The 15,741-nt window shown below is 33.0% G+C and carries 14 protein-coding genes and 5 pseudogenes; 9 read left to right on the top strand and 10 right to left on the bottom strand.

Annotated elements, in window-relative coordinates; translation table 11 throughout:
- The first annotated feature begins 215 nt into the window (after window positions 1–215).
- Window positions 216–536, top strand: coding sequence for a hypothetical protein (locus tag ABH961_RS26835; protein ID WP_098191745.1), 321 nt, complete (start codon window positions 216–218; stop codon window positions 534–536).
- A 432-nt stretch (window positions 537–968) separates the two neighbouring features.
- Here the strand turns inward: ABH961_RS26835 and ABH961_RS26830 are convergent.
- Window positions 969–1,823: pseudogene (locus tag ABH961_RS26830) on the bottom strand (hypothetical protein).
- Between the two features lie 244 nt (window positions 1,824–2,067).
- Window positions 2,068–2,409, bottom strand: a complete 342-nt coding sequence (locus tag ABH961_RS26825; protein ID WP_001256766.1) for a hypothetical protein — start codon at window positions 2,407–2,409, stop codon at window positions 2,068–2,070.
- A gap of 325 nt (window positions 2,410–2,734) precedes the next feature.
- Between ABH961_RS26825 and ABH961_RS26820 the strand changes: the two genes are divergently transcribed.
- Together ABH961_RS26820 and ABH961_RS26815 are read left to right on the top strand one after the other, a co-directional pair.
- Window positions 2,735–3,175, top strand: coding sequence for a hypothetical protein (locus ABH961_RS26820; RefSeq protein ID WP_000591644.1), 441 nt, complete (start codon window positions 2,735–2,737; stop codon window positions 3,173–3,175).
- Between the two features lie 135 nt (window positions 3,176–3,310).
- Window positions 3,311–3,415: pseudogene (locus ABH961_RS26815) on the top strand (IS6 family transposase); the annotation flags it as partial.
- Between the two features lie 29 nt (window positions 3,416–3,444).
- Here ABH961_RS26815 and ABH961_RS26810 read toward each other — a convergent pair.
- Both ABH961_RS26810 and ABH961_RS26805 read right to left on the bottom strand, forming a co-directional pair.
- Window positions 3,445–3,984, bottom strand: coding sequence for a hypothetical protein (locus ABH961_RS26810; protein WP_000790910.1), 540 nt, complete (start codon window positions 3,982–3,984; stop codon window positions 3,445–3,447).
- 50 nt (window positions 3,985–4,034) lie between these two features.
- Window positions 4,035–4,277, bottom strand: coding sequence for a hypothetical protein (locus ABH961_RS26805; RefSeq protein WP_001045664.1), 243 nt, complete (start codon window positions 4,275–4,277; stop codon window positions 4,035–4,037).
- Between the two features lie 519 nt (window positions 4,278–4,796).
- On the opposite strand from ABH961_RS26805, the pseudogene ABH961_RS26800 reads away from it, so the two are divergent.
- A pseudogene (locus tag ABH961_RS26800) lies at window positions 4,797–5,504 on the top strand (IS6 family transposase).
- A 248-nt stretch (window positions 5,505–5,752) separates the two neighbouring features.
- On the opposite strand, the gene ABH961_RS26795 reads toward ABH961_RS26800, so the two are convergent.
- Window positions 5,753–6,562 (bottom strand): hypothetical protein, encoded by an 810-nt coding sequence (locus tag ABH961_RS26795; protein ID WP_404520390.1) that lies wholly within the window; start codon window positions 6,560–6,562, stop codon window positions 5,753–5,755.
- A 404-nt stretch (window positions 6,563–6,966) separates the two neighbouring features.
- Here ABH961_RS26795 and ABH961_RS26790 point away from each other — a divergent pair.
- Window positions 6,967–7,264 (top strand): annotated as a pseudogene (locus tag ABH961_RS26790) (hypothetical protein).
- 163 nt (window positions 7,265–7,427) lie between these two features.
- Complete coding sequence (locus tag ABH961_RS26785; RefSeq protein ID WP_098192052.1) at window positions 7,428–7,739, top strand: hypothetical protein; 312 nt, start codon at window positions 7,428–7,430, stop codon at window positions 7,737–7,739.
- A 164-nt stretch (window positions 7,740–7,903) separates the two neighbouring features.
- Here the strand turns inward: ABH961_RS26785 and ABH961_RS26780 are convergent, their stop codons facing one another.
- Window positions 7,904–8,428 carry a hypothetical protein gene (locus ABH961_RS26780; RefSeq protein ID WP_098068022.1) on the bottom strand — a complete coding sequence of 175 codons (525 nt, stop codon included), beginning with the start codon at window positions 8,426–8,428 and terminating at the stop codon, window positions 7,904–7,906.
- 542 nt (window positions 8,429–8,970) lie between these two features.
- Here ABH961_RS26780 and ABH961_RS26775 point away from each other — a divergent pair.
- Together ABH961_RS26775 and ABH961_RS26770 are read left to right on the top strand one after the other, a co-directional pair.
- Window positions 8,971–9,333, top strand: coding sequence for a DUF3796 domain-containing protein (locus ABH961_RS26775; protein ID WP_098068023.1), 363 nt, complete (start codon window positions 8,971–8,973; stop codon window positions 9,331–9,333).
- Window positions 9,323–9,523, top strand: coding sequence for a helix-turn-helix transcriptional regulator (locus ABH961_RS26770; RefSeq protein WP_098068024.1), 201 nt, complete (start codon window positions 9,323–9,325; stop codon window positions 9,521–9,523). The genes ABH961_RS26775 and ABH961_RS26770 overlap by 11 nt, the downstream gene beginning before the upstream one ends.
- 211 nt (window positions 9,524–9,734) lie before the next feature.
- Here ABH961_RS26770 and ABH961_RS26765 read toward each other — a convergent pair whose 3' ends face one another.
- The 3 genes from ABH961_RS26765 to ABH961_RS26755 form a co-directional block, all read right to left on the bottom strand.
- A complete protein-coding gene (locus tag ABH961_RS26765) occupies window positions 9,735–10,568 on the bottom strand; it encodes a VanW family protein (RefSeq protein ID WP_098068025.1) in 834 nt (277 codons plus the stop codon).
- Window positions 10,569–10,632: 64 nt separating this feature from the next.
- Window positions 10,633–12,561, bottom strand: a complete 1,929-nt coding sequence (locus ABH961_RS26760) for a M56 family metallopeptidase (protein WP_098831908.1) — start codon at window positions 12,559–12,561, stop codon at window positions 10,633–10,635.
- The gene (locus ABH961_RS26755) at window positions 12,561–12,965 is read right to left on the bottom strand and encodes a BlaI/MecI/CopY family transcriptional regulator (protein ID WP_371399502.1); all 405 of its coding nucleotides are present in this window, start codon (window positions 12,963–12,965) and stop codon (window positions 12,561–12,563) included. The genes ABH961_RS26760 and ABH961_RS26755 overlap by 1 nt, the downstream gene beginning before the upstream one ends.
- Window positions 12,966–13,151: 186 nt before the next feature.
- On the opposite strand from ABH961_RS26755, the pseudogene ABH961_RS26750 reads away from it, so the two are divergent.
- Window positions 13,152–14,585 (top strand): annotated as a pseudogene (locus tag ABH961_RS26750) (IS4 family transposase).
- A gap of 351 nt (window positions 14,586–14,936) precedes the next feature.
- Here the strand turns inward: ABH961_RS26750 and ABH961_RS26745 are convergent.
- Window positions 14,937–15,653: a DUF6843 domain-containing protein gene (locus tag ABH961_RS26745; protein WP_098192050.1), complete on the bottom strand. Its 717-nt coding sequence runs from the start codon at window positions 15,651–15,653 to the stop codon at window positions 14,937–14,939.
- Window positions 15,654–15,741 lie beyond the last annotated feature (88 nt).

The following is a 15,741-nucleotide window of genomic DNA, read 5'->3' as shown; positions in this document are numbered from 1 at the left end:
ACAAAATACTGTATCAAAAATAATTCGTAACATTATTAGTAAAACAGCTTTTTGTTACACCGAAATCTGATAATGGAAATAAAATATAGCCCATAACCTTAAATTACACGCATCTCGACTGAACCCTTTTTTATTTGAATTCAACATAATATTACGATGTAAAATTTTCTTATTTGCTGTAATATTAGGAAGGGATTACTTAAAGGAGTAGACAGATGAAAAGATTAAACAATACAACTTTTGGGGTTGCCGTAGGAGCAAATTTCATATTTTGTATAGCTTTGTATATTTATTTTACTTATCATTATGAACTTATTTATATTCACCCTGGTGAACCATATTTAGATACTGGACGTGATCTCACATATATAATTTATGCCTTAATGCTCCCATTAGTTATCGCCATTATTTCTTCAACTATGGCATTGAAAAAAAATAAAGATCACGCAAAATTGTTGGTTCCTAATATACACTTTTCCTTAATATTTTTGATATTCACTACCGCCTGGTTTCTTTTTATGTGTATTTATGGTTAAGCGCTACAAGTCTTAACATTAAATGATATGGTGCCCCCTTATAGGTAGTTACTTTGAGAAGTCAGCTAATTTTTTTCGTTTTGGCTTTTATTTTTCGTAAGTTGATGGGCATGTGGGCGGTACCCTTTATTGTAAAAAGACAACAAAGTTATTAAATTTTTAAACCTAAAACAAGCATAACCCCGTTCTAAATTTAGGACGGGGTTAAAATATAGTTTTTTAATTTTCGATATAAGATACTTAACTTTACTCAAAAATATAACAATAAAGTCGTTTGAAAATCTAAGGTTTATTCAAAAATAGCGCCCAATTGTTGAAGAAGATTCATTCTATCCCCTTAAGTCCCCAATATTTTTTAGGGAAAATAATTATTTCGTCTACATAATTAAATAAGCGATTGGACTTTGGGATAATTCAACCTAAAGTTCTATTTTATATTTTTTTTGCTGCATAATCACCATAAAAGTAAGTGTTCTCTAACTCACCGTATTTAGGAGAAGCAATTATAGTGTATTTACCATTTTCATCAACTTCAAACAAAGCTACATTATTATATTCCGATCCCCCATTTGAATCATCTACTAACATATCTATGTTGTATATCCCTTTTGTTAATACTCCACTTTTTTGAAAGTCCTCAATTAGATCTTGGGCCTTTGGAATAGTTTTAGACATGTCAAATTTAAATAGAAAATTTACTACACCTAAATACCTGACATTATAATTTTCACGTCGGGGGTCACTTGGTATTAATGTAGGTAAAAGTTTAGTAGTATCTATCTTTTGGGTCTTTTTAAAATCATCAAGTAGTTCTTAAGAATAAATTATATTAAACTCAAGGTTGTCGTAAGGAAATATATAAACAGGACCATTCTCTACCGAAATAAATTTATTAGGATATTTCACTAATCCATATTTTTTTATGATTTGTTCAATTACTTGAACTACTTCTGGATGTTGCTCAATATATGCACCCTTGAATTGTTCAAGATAGATATCGTCACTGTCATCATTTAAAATTTTCCAAGTACCTCTTTCAATCATTAGAAACGGATAAGCACGATATGGCTTTTTCACTTCTACATAAGTTTGATGGTCAACCCCTTGAAACCAATAATTATCTGTCTCAACAACAGAAAACCCACCTTGTATTCCATAGTTTGATTTTAAATATTCTTGTATTGGTTGATTCAGATCATCTTTAGAGAAACTAGAGAAACATCCACTAAGAATTAGGATTGGTGTACTTACTAAGATAACTTGAATCAATCTTTTAGTACTCTTCATTTTTTTACCCTACATTTCTAAAATTTTAATAATATTATAACATTCCCATTCAACTAAACTGCCAGGTTGGCTAAAGTCCACTTCTTTACATTCTTAACGAAACAATTAATAAAATCACTTCATAATCTGGCCCAATTACTGAATAAAATGACCGGTATTTTTAAAACAACTTTATTATCTCTGTACATTTATAGTACTTCTATTTCTTCATTTCGGTAAGGTAATTCAAGCTCAAGTAAGATTATTACTTAAATAACATTTGTAAATGGACAGGCTCAGTAAACAGTATATAAATTGTTAAAATATCACTCATACCTGTTAAAACAAACAAAGCGAGGGATATTATAATATTAATCCCTGCGTAGCCTCCTTCGTCTTGTAAAGCATATGCTATCAAGCCGAAGACCAAAGACATAAAAAGGAGAGTCATCTGTAAAATATCCAGTCCAACGGTTAATTTCACATCAGCTGGAGTGAAATCACCAACAGTATAATTGTATTTACCATATGTAGATAGCAGGATCCAACAAACAAGAAACAAAATTAGACAGCTTGATGCTATGGTATTGTACTTCTTAGAACGCATATATCTTCCCTCTTATCCTTATAAAATAAATCAAAAAACAAAAAGCACTATTATGAAAGGAATGTTATCCTTCACAAGCACTTCTTGTTTAATGTTAACAAATATTAACAATCATTACGAATGTTTTTTAGCAGGCGGAAGTAAAATCGCATTGCCATCAAACTAAGATTTTGAAGTACCCCCTAAATAAAAATTTTCTTTCTCTATAGTTAGTTATTTTGAGAAGTCAGCTCATTTTTTCGTTTTGCTTTCCCCGTAGTATCATGTTATCCTTTAATGAGGGAATAAATGGAATTTTCACTTAAACATGTAAGGTTGGTTTTAGATGATAAAGAAATTTACTAGAGTAGTATTAATTGCAGTTATGCCAATTGGTCTTATTACCGGTTGTGGCACTACTGAAAAAGCTGAGGCACAAGAGCCGAAAGCAGACTATTTGGATTACTCATATGGTCGTGCGGGTATTTTAGTAAGCGGCAAAGCGAAAGAGCGTCAACAATACGAGATTGGGTATATTGACGATAATATGTTAATTGGAATCAATGAAAACATTGAGGACTGTATTACTTTAGACAATAAAGATGAAGCTGGTTACATTTGGAAACAAATAGAGCGCGGATCTATTATTGAAGTGCAATACGGTAAAGACCGCAACGACATCGTAGGCGTACAATTAGTAGGAGATCGTGAGCTATTCGAAATTAGTGACAAGCTAGATCGAAATACGATAAACGAGATCGTTGGAAAAGTTAAAGGTAATTTGTAATAAATACATATCGACACCAGAACGAGTATATGATTTATTTGAAAGTCGATTCCTTATCTCAAATAAGGAATCGACTTTTTATAATTATCTTTTTTGTAAGTTGTTTCTCCAAAAATAATAGCTAGTATCAATGGCTTTTTTAAGAAATCTTTGCAATCTTTTCATGCTCCAAAACCCAATATGATTACAGTAGACAAAAATCCGGTCTATCCTATAGCGATTGAGAGTCTTAAAAGGGAGATTTCACATTGAGTTCTCCCTTTTACAATTTACTTGAAAAATAATTTTCCCTTATAAGTCTCTATATAGATGCGCCCGTCTTTTTCTTCTTTTATTTTGCTATCAAAATGTTTTATCCAATCAACAATGCCTCGATCACTTTCTGTGACATTTTCTTTTACATATAGATATGAATTAATTGATTTATAAAATGTATAGTCAGTTAAAAGCCTTTGGCCAAGAGAAATAGGAATATCTGAATTTGGAGTCTCCTGAATTATATATGGAGATGGGAGAATGTTATTACTGTTAATATATACATAATATTTAGATTGATTAATTGCCCATTTTAGCCATATTAATTGAACTATTATGATAATTACAGTTACCATTTTTTGTGTTTTTTTGAAATTTTGCCCTGGAAAAGAATAATAAATGAAAGTAGGAATAGCAAATAAACTAATCCAAGCTACCCATTTGTCTATTGGTGCACCATTTATCCAAAAGATACATCCTAATGCTTTTATAAATAAAAATAAAAAAACAAGACTTGTGAAAATTATTGATAAATAGTGTATTTTATTTTTCATTGTTTTCTCCCCTAAATATATTTTTACAAAACGAATATAAAAAGAGTATTTTAAAAAGTGTATAGCATATAGATGTAAAGCCCAAAATAGTAACCTAAATTAAATATTGCAAGCATAACGCGTTGGTAAGTCTTACTGGCTCCAGCTGAAAATAAAACGCCTATAAGCGGTGCAAATAAACCAATTTTCCAAAAGATATTTGCTGATCCACCTATCTCTAATGTATCCTCATTTATTATAGTTAAAAGAGCGTAGGGTACACACAATAAAGATAATATAGCCCATTTGTTCAAAGTGCCACCTCTTTTCAATTTTTTAATATGAATAGAATATTAATTATATATATTAAAGTTTCGTTTGAGAAATTTCCACTTTAATAGGGGTACGGCACATGCCCATCAACTTAAAATTTTTTGAAATACCCCAAAACGAAAATTTTGTGTATTATGCTCGTTTTTATTGTTTTGAGGTAACCCGTCCTTTTTAGCTTGATAGCGATGGGGTGCTACCCCATATAAAAATATAGTTATAGAAAAAGAGAGATTGGATTCCTTTTGAGAGTACGGATCCGCTTTTTTCTTGCTACTGATAATGAGACACTATATGGGTGTTTTTGCCCATCCCCCGAAAAGGTGGAGTAAGACAGAATATACCAATTATTCATTAGGAAAAATAATACTTGAATGGGAGTTCAATATAAATTATTTAAATTAAAGTGGTGGTTCTGGTGCAAAAACTCCAAAATCCTTGCAAGTAATCTCCTAATCTTGGACATACTGATAGTATAACTCTAAAAAAGGTGCGTGATCAGTATGGAAAAGGAAAATCCGTTTAAATGGAAGCACTATCAGACTGATATTATCTTATTAACGGTAAGATGATACCTACGGTACAACCTAAGCTTTCGTGATTTGGTGGAAATGATGGAGGAACGGGGCTTATCTATTTCTCATACCACGATTATGCGTTGGGTTCATCAGTATGGTCCTGAATTGGACAAACGAATTCGTCGTCACCTCAAGCAAACCAATGACTCTTGGAGAGTCGAGGAAACATATATCAAAGTTAAAGGACAATGGATGTACCTGTACCGTGCTGTTGATTCGAAAGGAAACACAATCGATTTTTATCTAAGCAAAACAAGAGACCAAAAGGCTGCAAAGCGATTCTTCAAGAAAGCTTTGCGGTCTTTCCATGCCTCTAAACTTCGTGTGATTACAGTTGATAAAAATCCAGCTTATCCAATAGCCATAGAAAAATTGAAGGAAGAAAAAAAGATGCCACTAGGCATCCAAATCAGGCAGATAAAATATCTGAATAACATTGTGGAACAAGATCATCGTTTTATTAAGAAACGAGTACGCTCTATGCTAGGATTCAAATGTTTTGACACAGCTACATCCATTCTTTCTGGAGTAGAAGCCATGCATATGATTAAAAAAGAACAGGTTGATTTACAGGATCAGTCTGTCCAAAATCAGAAAGAATTCATCCATCAATTGTTTGGACTTGCAACATAAGATATGATTCCGTTAGGAATCTATGCGCTTTATTATCTTTTATTCTATTTTTGCACCAGAACCTTGCATAATATAGCTGGTTTTTTTATTTCTTTAAAGATGGATGGGCGTTTTTTTTTGTATCCTCAAAAAGGAAAGGGCTGCTCATAAGTCGGTTTCACTTTTTAAACCATGAGGACTTTTTCAGTGCCCCCTCTTCCTTGTGGGAAGTGGACCCTTTTTTAAAACACAACAATTGACGTATTTTATCAAGAATCTACAGTTGTTTTTAATATTTCAAATTTCCCTTGTTTATCCACGGTAAACATGACATTATTATTACGACTGTCCGTTCCTCCTATGGTTGTTTCATTAGGGCTGGAATACATGGTCACAACAGCTATCTTATAAATGCCCTCTGTTAGCACGTGGCTCTTTTCGAAATCATCGATAATACTTTGAGCATTGGGAACAGTTTCACTATTTTTGTAGGTATTGTAATAGTAATTAAAATTGATAACTCCTGTATAATTAGCATGATCTCTAGGTTTACTATCTTTTAACATTTTCATTATATTGTCAGTGTTTATTTTTTGATCACGTTTGAAATTTTCAATTAATTCCTTTTCTTTTTCTTTATCTATATGTATATCTAAATAGTAATAGAAATTTGGTTTATTTTTACGATAGGAGAATTCACTTAATAAGTTATACTTTTTTATTATCTTATCGGATTGTTTCAAAACATCACGATGTTGTTCAACATAAGCTCCTTTAAATATTTCTAGAAAAACATCATCGCTTCCATTTTTAACTATTTCATATGATTCTTTGTCTACAAGTAAATAAGCAAGAGTGCGGTATGGTTTTTTTATTTCCACGTAAGTCTGTTGATCAGAAGCTCCAAACCCACTATCAGCAGCAAGAATTTTAAAATCCCCATTCTTTATCCCGTAGTTTTCGGACAAATAATCTCCTATTGGTTTTTCTAATAGTTTTGTGTCTATAGAGCAACCACTTAATAGGAATAGTGATATGCTCAGTAAAAAGATAAAAACAGTTACTTTTGGTTTCCTCATTCAAGTTCTCCCTTTTCTATTATATACTTCATACAATCATAGTTAGGTTTTTTTCCCATCCCTTATTTAAATCCCCCTATGTTCATTTTTCATTCTTACCCTTCCTTAAACTACATTTTACCATTTTTAAAGATGAAAAAGGGACTCTCTTGTGAGAAGTCGTTCCTTATTTAAAATACAATAATCGTTGTATTAGGGGTCACCATACATCGCCATCAACTTAAGAATTTTCACTACCCCTAAGTACAAAAAAACGTTATTTTTTCTTATTCCCTCTTTTCGGGAGATGGACATGTATGGTGAGGCCTCTTATGTTTTTTGTTTAGTGAACAGATAAGCCATTCTAAAATTACTGTATGCACACGTAAATACAGCCATTTGTAAAAAAGTCATGGAGGGATATTATGTTAAATTTTTATGTAACACTGTTTCTTATATTCGGCACTGCAATATTCTTATTTTTTAAGTCTGGTTCACCAAAAATTAAGGCTAAAAACCTATCGTTGATAATGGTCTGTTTAGGGATAAATTTACTCACAAGTCCAATGGCTTTTTTTTATAGGCGGGATGGCAACAGCCCCTCCAGATAGTACTGCACTTGATTTTTAGGGAGGATTTCTCTTCATTCAGGGAATACCGCTTCTCATACTACTTGCAGCTTTTTTGAAGTTGGCACTAGCAAAGAAAACAAAACAAATATAGAAGCATATAATGAATAGGTGGATTCCTTGTGAGAGTAGGGATCCACTTTTTTCTTGCTATCAATAATGTTACGTTATGTTAACTTTATATGCATATCCTATTCATCCAAATGTACACAAAATAGGCCTTGCTAATGGTACAATTAGGATAACGGAGGAATATTATGGGATATCTTAATCAGCTTTATGTAATACTGTATTTTATAATCGGCCTTGCAGTATTCTCATTCTTCAATTCTGATTCACCGAAAACTAAGGATAAAAATCTAACATTCATAATGGTCAGTTTAGGGGTAAATCTATGCACAATTCCAGTGGGTTTATTTATAGGTGTGATGGCAACAGACTCTCCATATAGTACTGAACTTGATTTTTGGGAAGGATTTCTCTTTATTCAGGGAATACCGCTCCTCCTACTACTTGTAGCTTTGATATGGTGGTTTATCCGCAAGGGCAAAGAAAAAATCCACACATAGAATTTTAAAATGACTTCCGCTAACGATAAGTATGTAAATGAGCTGCAGATATGGACAGCTCATTGTATTTTGCTTAACATGTTTTTTCAAAAATGATATCAGTTAAAAGAACAAAAAACTAAGACCGCAACTAAGAATCTTATCTCTTTCTATTCATTCTTCAATTACCATCCACCTTTAGGTACAATCATAAAGTCAATGTTGTTTACTGGGTCTTGACCTACCTTTAGTTGGTAGTAGAAACCCTTCCCATCTTTTACCTCGTTTAAGTCTACTCCACTATCTATTAGCTTATTTACTTCTTCAATAGTGAGTTTTGGGTCTGCAATACGAATGATGATTTCCATTAGTTTTCGATACTGCTCATTAGCTGTCTTATCCTCAAATACCAGTTTTTCAGTTGTAATCGTATAGGAGTTTGACAGCCAATCACTTTTACCCATTGTGGAATAAATTTCAAATCCTTTCCAGTCTGCTTTATAGATACGATCGTTTTCTTTATCACGATACTCTATATTTGAATCTTCTATCTCAATCATGCCATTTGAGTATTCTTTTAACTTATTTTCAAAGTCTACTCGATGTGTGAACCCGTCTTCAATAGTATCCTTAGTTAAAATATCTCGTCCGCAACTAGAGAGAATAAGTAGTAAAAAGATAGAGAATAAAATAGTGCAAAGCTTTTTCATAGAATTTACCTCATTTGGTGTATTTTTAATATTTATATTTAAAAATAACTAAATTTTAAGATAAAGGGTTTATACAACTTTGTTTCAAATTCACAATAAAGATACAAAATAAAAAGTACCTCTAATGTAGTGGTACTTTTGTTGTTTTATAATTCCGTCAGCAATTCGAATTTTCTTTTTTGATCCGAAGATAGTTCATTTTCTACATACCTTTTTATAAGTAGATCAATTATTTCATGAATATATTTGGTATTTTGGGTACCGCCACATGCCCATCAACTTAAGAAATCCGACTACCCCCAAGTGTAAAAAAACGTTATTCTTTCTATTCAAGGTGAACCACAATTATTTGGTAATTAATTGTGGGTTTGAAAGAAAGTTGAATCGTTTATAACAAAGTTTAACCGTTTTGAAAAAAGATTAACTGTTTATAAAAAAATCGTGCCTTTTTATAAAAATGAACCATAGGACCTTTTTATTTCTTAATCAATGTGATATATTTTTATCATAAAGAGTGAAATACATCACGCAGGAGGGATTAAATGAAAAATAAATTATCTTATTTGGGGTTTCTCGGTTTTTTTGGCTTTTTAAGCCCGTTCGCATTTTTAGGTGATTATTCATCGGTTGTAGGTTATTTTTTCGGTTTCTTTTTCTTCTTTATGTATGCAAAGGTTGTACCTGATGAGCTCTTTATACAGCATGTTCGTATCGCCGCTACAAGAGCATTTTTTGTAGGACTCATACTGGGCATTATAGTAACATTAAGTGTTTTGATTTTGGAAAATTTAGCTGTAATTAGATTCCTTGTTACAATTTCGCTTTTCATACCATTCGGTACATTCCTAATTAGTCTTGAAATATTTGAACATAGAGAAAAGAAAGGGATGCAAAATGCCAGTTAAGACTCGAATGAAAGAATATAGGGTACGGCTAAATATGTCTCAAGAAGATTTAGCTAACAAGGTTGGTGTTAGAAGAGAAACGATTGGTAATCTCGAAAATGGTAAATATAATCCTTCATTCAAACTTACTTATGATATTGCGAAAGTTTTAAAAGCACCTATTGAAGTGCTGTTTTGGTTTGAAGAATAAGTTAATTTTAGTGCAAGTAAGTAAACATTCCTATTAGGGGTCACCATACACATCCATCAACTTAAGGATTTAGACTATTCTTGAAGTTAAAAGCACGTTACTATTCTTTTATATTAACGAGAAAGAGTGACGTACTTTTTATGCATAATGCCAGTGTACACAATGACATTATTTTTTGCACCAGAACCGGATAAACTACTGGTGTGCTATATTAATCTCCACTATCCGCGTTATTACAAGCTAATAATGGTTCGTACATCATTATAGCGTGATTCTCCGTTACATATTGATCTTCTACAAACTGTTTCTGTTGGCTATATACTCTACGTTGAATAACATTATGTCGTATATAACCACCCCAGTATGCAGATTGGATTGAGTGTTCTTTTTCATAAACTTCATATTGATAAAGCTGCGGATAGGCTGTTCTCCATTCACCAACTAAATGTTTATCTGTGATATAAAGGTGAAGTTGATACGATTGGTCCGTTTCATTTTTAATTTGTAAGTCCAAATAGTTATAGGAACAAGTCGCTCCGCTTCCAAACGGCTGAGTCCGCTTGGAATCAGGAAAGACATCAAAGCTATGGCGATATCGCTCTGTTACTGTCAGTGGTGTATGTAAGGTCATCCAATATATTAAATTTGAAATCTGACAAAGCCCTCCTCCAATGCCTGCTTGAAAAGATCCATAGTGTAGTATCATACCTTCTACATACCCTTTTCTCCTAGTAGGCTTACCTATTAAACGCCAGTAAGAGAATGTTTCTCCCGGTCTAATGACGATACCATCTAGCTGTTTAATGGCAATCTTTAAATTAACAACTTTATTCTGTTGATACCACATATCTACATCCTTGAGCTTACGAAGTAGTATCGTTCGGTGCTGAATTGCTGTACAGGGTAACTTTTCTTGTTGTAAAGTTTTTGCGTATGTTTTTCCGTCTGCTAACCACTGGATGTACCTCTTTGTAGAGTAATACCATGTTCCTAGCATAATACGATACTTAGAGCGCTGTTTAGGACGTAAGTTCACTATATTCATTTTATTTCCTCTCTCTATCGCTTTCATATTTTGACCTGGTCAAGAAAAACTAGAACACTATTTCCTATTTCAGCATGGAAAGCATAACCTTTTCTAATTCAGCTTTATTTAAAATACTAACGGTGATTACTATTTGATACGCACTTTTTCCATCTTTCGCAGGAACAATCATCTTCATTCCTATTATATTACTATCACTGGACTTACCAAAGGTCACTTGGTTTCCACCAAGCATCTCCATACCTTGTACAAACTGTAGTTCATATTCTTCAAACATATGGAATCCTTTTCTATTCCAAGGATCTTTTTTTGCTTCTAGGACTTCTGATTGTTCGATGATGATTTGACCATCATCCCCATCTACATATTCAGTTCTAACTACAGGTTTTGGTTTCTCTATTGTAATGTCTGAGTCAACCTGTTCTTTCACTAGATGGTATCCTTCTGGCATATAATTTGGTTTTTTTATCGGAAAATCAACTAGCTTTTTCGCATCTTCTATTGTAGATGGGAAATGTTTTCTAACTTTTACCCAAAGTGGACCTTGAGAATTCCCGTTTGTTTCTAGTTTATTTTGTTCTTCTTCATTTAACATCCCCCCTAAAGCTATTTCTTTTTTTTGGAGAGTAAACCAATCTTCTTGCAATTTCACTAATGTATCAAACTCTTTTTTTGTCAAAAACTTTTTAGCCGCTGCTATTTTGTCAATCATTTCTTTATATTGTTCTTCTGAAATCTTTAATTCAGCATGTGCCTGTTCTTTTGTACCGATTATCTTTTCTACAACTGTATGAATAGCAACATCTTCTTCTTTTTGGGTTTCTTTTGTTTTGATTTTTTCTAATGTTTGTTCTTTCTGATGCTTATTTGGCTCATCTGCACGTGCATTTAATAAAGAGAAGGATGATACAGCGATAAAAGCAACAACTCCAAATGCAGACCAACGATAAGAGTTCTTTTTGAACTTTTTAATCATAAGAATTCTCCTTTTTAATGTTCTTTTATTTCTACTTAAGTTTGCTAAGCCTGGTACTTGATAATAACTTGAGTAATGTTCTAAAAGACTAATAATAGTATGACCATATGCAATTTGTTCCTCTGAATCTATAAATGTAAGAGCGAACGCATCGCATGCCAGTTCCTGATCTTCTCGCATACATGAGTAGGCATACCAAAGAATTGGGTTAAACCAATTTAGAATGAGTAAGCCATGTATAAGCCAATTTACTCCGACATCTCTTCGTTTGATGTGAGCCAATTCATGATGAAAAATGTATCGCAACTGTTGCTCATCTAGTACTTTCATATGTACACTTGACAATAGCACCTTTGGCCGAATAAATCCGAACACAGTTGGACTTGAAATCTTCCCAGCCAAAAGTAGTGGGATATCCTGTTGAACGGACATAGATTGTTTGCAGTTCTTAAAGATTTTAACAATTCTTTGTTCTGTAATTACAGGTTGTTTTTTTATGTAGAGTAATAAACGCCTATTCATAATGATGGTAGTAAAGCTCAGAATGATAACTACAGTAAGCCAAATATATAAAAGGATTGTATAAAATGAAAACGTCTCATCATCTTGCTTTTCATTATTGTGCGTTTGTTTCTTACTTTCTTCAGCTTTTTGTGTTGGACTAGATGTATAGGTATCTTCATTTGTGATTACCTTTGTATCACCTATATCTGCCGATCCTTGCATAAGTTCTTTTGTAGGAGAAACAGTTACAGGGTCTTGGTGAAAGATAACTGGAGTTCCATTACTGTACGAAAGGATAGAATAGATACTATAGGAACTATCTGGTGACCATGGCAATAAAAGTCTTACAATTAATATCATCCATAATAGATACTGCCATCGTGGGGTTAACTTATTTCTAAGTAAGATTTTTACACATAAGATTAGACCAACTAATATACTTGCCATAATGGAGGTTTCTATCACCCAATCAAAAAAGCGAGGTAGATAGACGTTTACAAACATATCTATCATTATGATCTATCCTTCCTCTGATTTTCCTCATTCTTCTCATCCAGAATTCGTTTAAGTTCGTTAATGTCTTCTGAAGACAGCTTTTCTTCTTTTAAGAAATTCACAAGTAAAGGTTTAAATGCCGCACCATAGAACCGTTTGAGTAAGGATTTTGTTTCTACTTGTAAATAACTATCTTGCGACACCAAAGGATAATAGGCATACATACGCCCTTTGTCTTGATGGTAAGAAACAGCTTCTTTGTGGACTAATCGATTAATAAGCGTTCGAATCGTCTTCGGTTTCCAGTCCGTCGTTACCTCTAGCGCTTCAATCACTTCATTCGCAGTTTGAGGAGATTTTGACCAAAGAACTTTCATAACTTCTAATTCAGCTTCCGATATTTTAGGTAATTCTTTCATTATATAAAATTTCACCCCTTGTATTACATTTGTAATCTACAAATCAATATTACGAATGTAATCCTTAATTGTCAACCATATTTTGGGTTTGTAAATACATTCTCATGAAAATTAAGAAATTAACCCCAAAAAACAATGAAAATACGCTATTCTTTTTGTAGAAATATACAGAAAGGATGGCGTATTTGTATGAATCTATCGATTCAAGATGAGTTTCACTTGTTCGCTGAAGAACTACAGCGATATCTATCTCCACATATTCTTCAACAACTTGCACAAGAGACAGGTTTTGTAAAACGTAAAAGTAAGTATGGCGCACGAGATTTGGCCGCTTTATGTATCTGGATTAGTCAGCAGGTAGCAAGCGATTCTCTTAATCGATTATGTATTCAGCTTTATGCAAATACAGCTACACTTATGAGTCCTGAAGGACTTAATCAACGTTTTAACCGATGCGCTGTTTTCTTTCTACAGCGGGTATTTTCCCTTTTAATCAAAAGCAAACTAAACGATTCGTCTCAAATCCTAAACCAATACACTTCTTATTTTCAACGTATACGTATTTTAGATGCTACTATTTTTCAAGTACCCAACCATTTAGCCCCTATTTATCCTGGTTCAGGAGGATGTGCACAAACAGCTGGTATTAAGATTCAACTAGAGTATGATTTACATAGTGGGAAATTCCTCAATTTTCAAATGGAACCAGGTAAAAATAATGATAAAACCTTTGGTACAGAATGTTTGGATACCCTACGACCAGGAGATTTATGTATTCGAGATTTAGGATACTTTTCTCTAAAAGATTTAGACCAGATGGATTAACGAGGGGTATTCTATGTTTCGCGGTTGAAATTAAATAATAGAGTATATGTGAAAAATGAATCTCCAGAATTCTTTCGGGATGGGACAGTAAAAAAGCAATCTTTATATGCTTTACTTGACCTTGAACATATCATGCATCAGATAAAACCGGGAGATACTTATGAAATTCGAAATGCCTATGTTGGACAACAAAAATTACCCTCACGAGTTGTAATATACAGACTCACATCAACTCAAGTTCATAAACGTAGGAAACAGCAAACTTATGTTGAAAAGAAAAAAGGGGTTACATACTCTGAAAAAAGTAAACGTTTAACAGAAATCAATGTTTATATTACCAACATCCCATGGGAAATTGTTCCGATGGAACATGTTCACGAGATTTACTCTCTACGTTGGCAAATAGAGATTGTATTTAAAACATGGAAATCTCTTTTTGGTATCAATCATTGTCACAATATTAAGCGAGAGCGTCTAGAATGTCATCTTTATGGACAGTTAATCGCTATTTTTCTTTGTTCTTCCACTATGTTCAAAATGCGACGGCTGTTACTACAAAAAAAACAAAAAGAATTAAGTGAATATAAAGCAATTTATATGATTCAAGATCATCTGTACTTAGTATATGAAGCTATACAACAAGACACCCAAAAAGTATCAAAAATTTTCCTTCGTCTGTTTGACCTCTTACAGAAAAACGGACGGAAATCCCATCGATATGAGAAAAAGACAGTCTTTGATATTTTAGGTGTTGTTTATCAGTGCACTGTATCCAATCAAAAGCAGAAAACTGCATAACCTTTAAAAATACACCTTATCAAGGTTTATTTGGAATGCGTATTTTTAAAAACAAATAAACAAAATATCAAGCATGTAGGCAACAAGAACGGAAGTTCATGGAATACCCAACCTTAGCTTGATGGGCATGGGGTACCGCCAGCATTTTTGAAAAAAACCACGCTAAGCAAAAAATACAATAAGCTGCCCATATGGACAGCTCATTTACATAATTATCGTTAGCGGAAGTTCCATCTTTCAAAACCACTCCATTAAATATGATTGGATGTATAAAACACATTAATAAAGGATTATACTCGACTTGGGGCTACCGCAGATGCTTCCTCTTAATCATCGATATGAATAAATGACTTACTTATGATCAATTTGTAGTTGTTGTTTTTCGTTAAAACACATTGAGAATTGTGGATGTTTGTCTGCTTCTTTCTTTGTTCCTATAAAGAATTGCGAATATGTCAATCCAGCTTGCGATGATAGTGATGTATTGTGAATATCTTTGCCTTCTTCTAACCTCTTAACTTGGTTTCCGCTTTTGTCTACATAATAGTATTTTACATTATACCATCCAGAATCAAGGTCACTTTTCTTACCAATCCTTTCATTCGATGATGTTTTCAATAGTCCATCTTTAGTTACTTGATATATAATTTTTTTATCTTCAATTTTTAGGGGTGGTGCATCCTTGATGTTATAAAGGACACCCACACATCCTTTGTAATCATCAGATATTAAAAAGACCTTCTTAGCGAAAGAATTATACATATCATATATCCAAACAATAGGGGTACCTAGTATGATAACAGACAAAAAAAAGGCTATTCCAGCATAAGCATATTTACTCTTACGGATAGAGTACCATGCCAAAAATATAAACAGTATAAAAAGTGGTATTGCTTGAATGAAGAGAAATCCTTTCAAAAAATCAAGTTCAGTACTGCCTGGAGGGTCTGTTGTCATCCCGCCTATAAACAATGCTAATGGAGCTGTGATGAGATTCAATCCTAAACTAAGATAAATCAATAACAACAGGGCTTTGTTTTTATTTTTATTTTTTTGTACTTTATCCATCCAAATTCCTCCTACACTTAATTCAATGAAATTCATGTTGCGCAGCAAACTTTACCCTATTTTGAGGGAGATGTGATTTCCTCTGAAT

The sequence above is a fragment of the Bacillus sp. RC251 genome (assembly GCF_044908765.1).
Taxonomy (GTDB): domain Bacteria; phylum Bacillota; class Bacilli; order Bacillales; family Bacillaceae_G; genus Bacillus_A; species Bacillus_A wiedmannii.
Note: the sequence above shows the minus strand (reverse complement) of the source record. Positions and strands in the feature narration are given on the sequence as shown.

Bases quoted from the DNA above. Each gene is read 5' to 3' on its own strand.
- ABH961_RS26835 (WP_098191745.1), top strand. From the start codon at position 216: ATGAAAAGATTAAACAATACAACTTTTGGGGTTGCCGTAGGAGCAAAT.
- ABH961_RS26825 (WP_001256766.1), bottom strand. From the start codon at position 2,409: ATGCGTTCTAAGAAGTACAATACCATAGCATCAAGCTGTCTAATTTTG.
- ABH961_RS26820 (WP_000591644.1), top strand. From the start codon at position 2,735: ATGATAAAGAAATTTACTAGAGTAGTATTAATTGCAGTTATGCCAATT.
- ABH961_RS26810 (WP_000790910.1), bottom strand. From the start codon at position 3,984: ATGAAAAATAAAATACACTATTTATCAATAATTTTCACAAGTCTTGTT.
- ABH961_RS26795 (WP_404520390.1), bottom strand. From the start codon at position 6,562: ATGAGGAAACCAAAAGTAACTGTTTTTATCTTTTTACTGAGCATATCA.
- ABH961_RS26785 (WP_098192052.1), top strand. From the start codon at position 7,428: ATGGGATATCTTAATCAGCTTTATGTAATACTGTATTTTATAATCGGC.
- ABH961_RS26780 (WP_098068022.1), bottom strand. From the start codon at position 8,428: ATGAAAAAGCTTTGCACTATTTTATTCTCTATCTTTTTACTACTTATT.
- ABH961_RS26775 (WP_098068023.1), top strand. From the start codon at position 8,971: ATGAAAAATAAATTATCTTATTTGGGGTTTCTCGGTTTTTTTGGCTTT.
- ABH961_RS26770 (WP_098068024.1), top strand. From the start codon at position 9,323: ATGCCAGTTAAGACTCGAATGAAAGAATATAGGGTACGGCTAAATATG.
- ABH961_RS26765 (WP_098068025.1), bottom strand. From the start codon at position 10,568: ATGAATATAGTGAACTTACGTCCTAAACAGCGCTCTAAGTATCGTATT.
- ABH961_RS26760 (WP_098831908.1), bottom strand. From the start codon at position 12,561: ATGATAGATATGTTTGTAAACGTCTATCTACCTCGCTTTTTTGATTGG.
- ABH961_RS26745 (WP_098192050.1), bottom strand. From the start codon at position 15,653: ATGGATAAAGTACAAAAAAATAAAAATAAAAACAAAGCCCTGTTGTTA.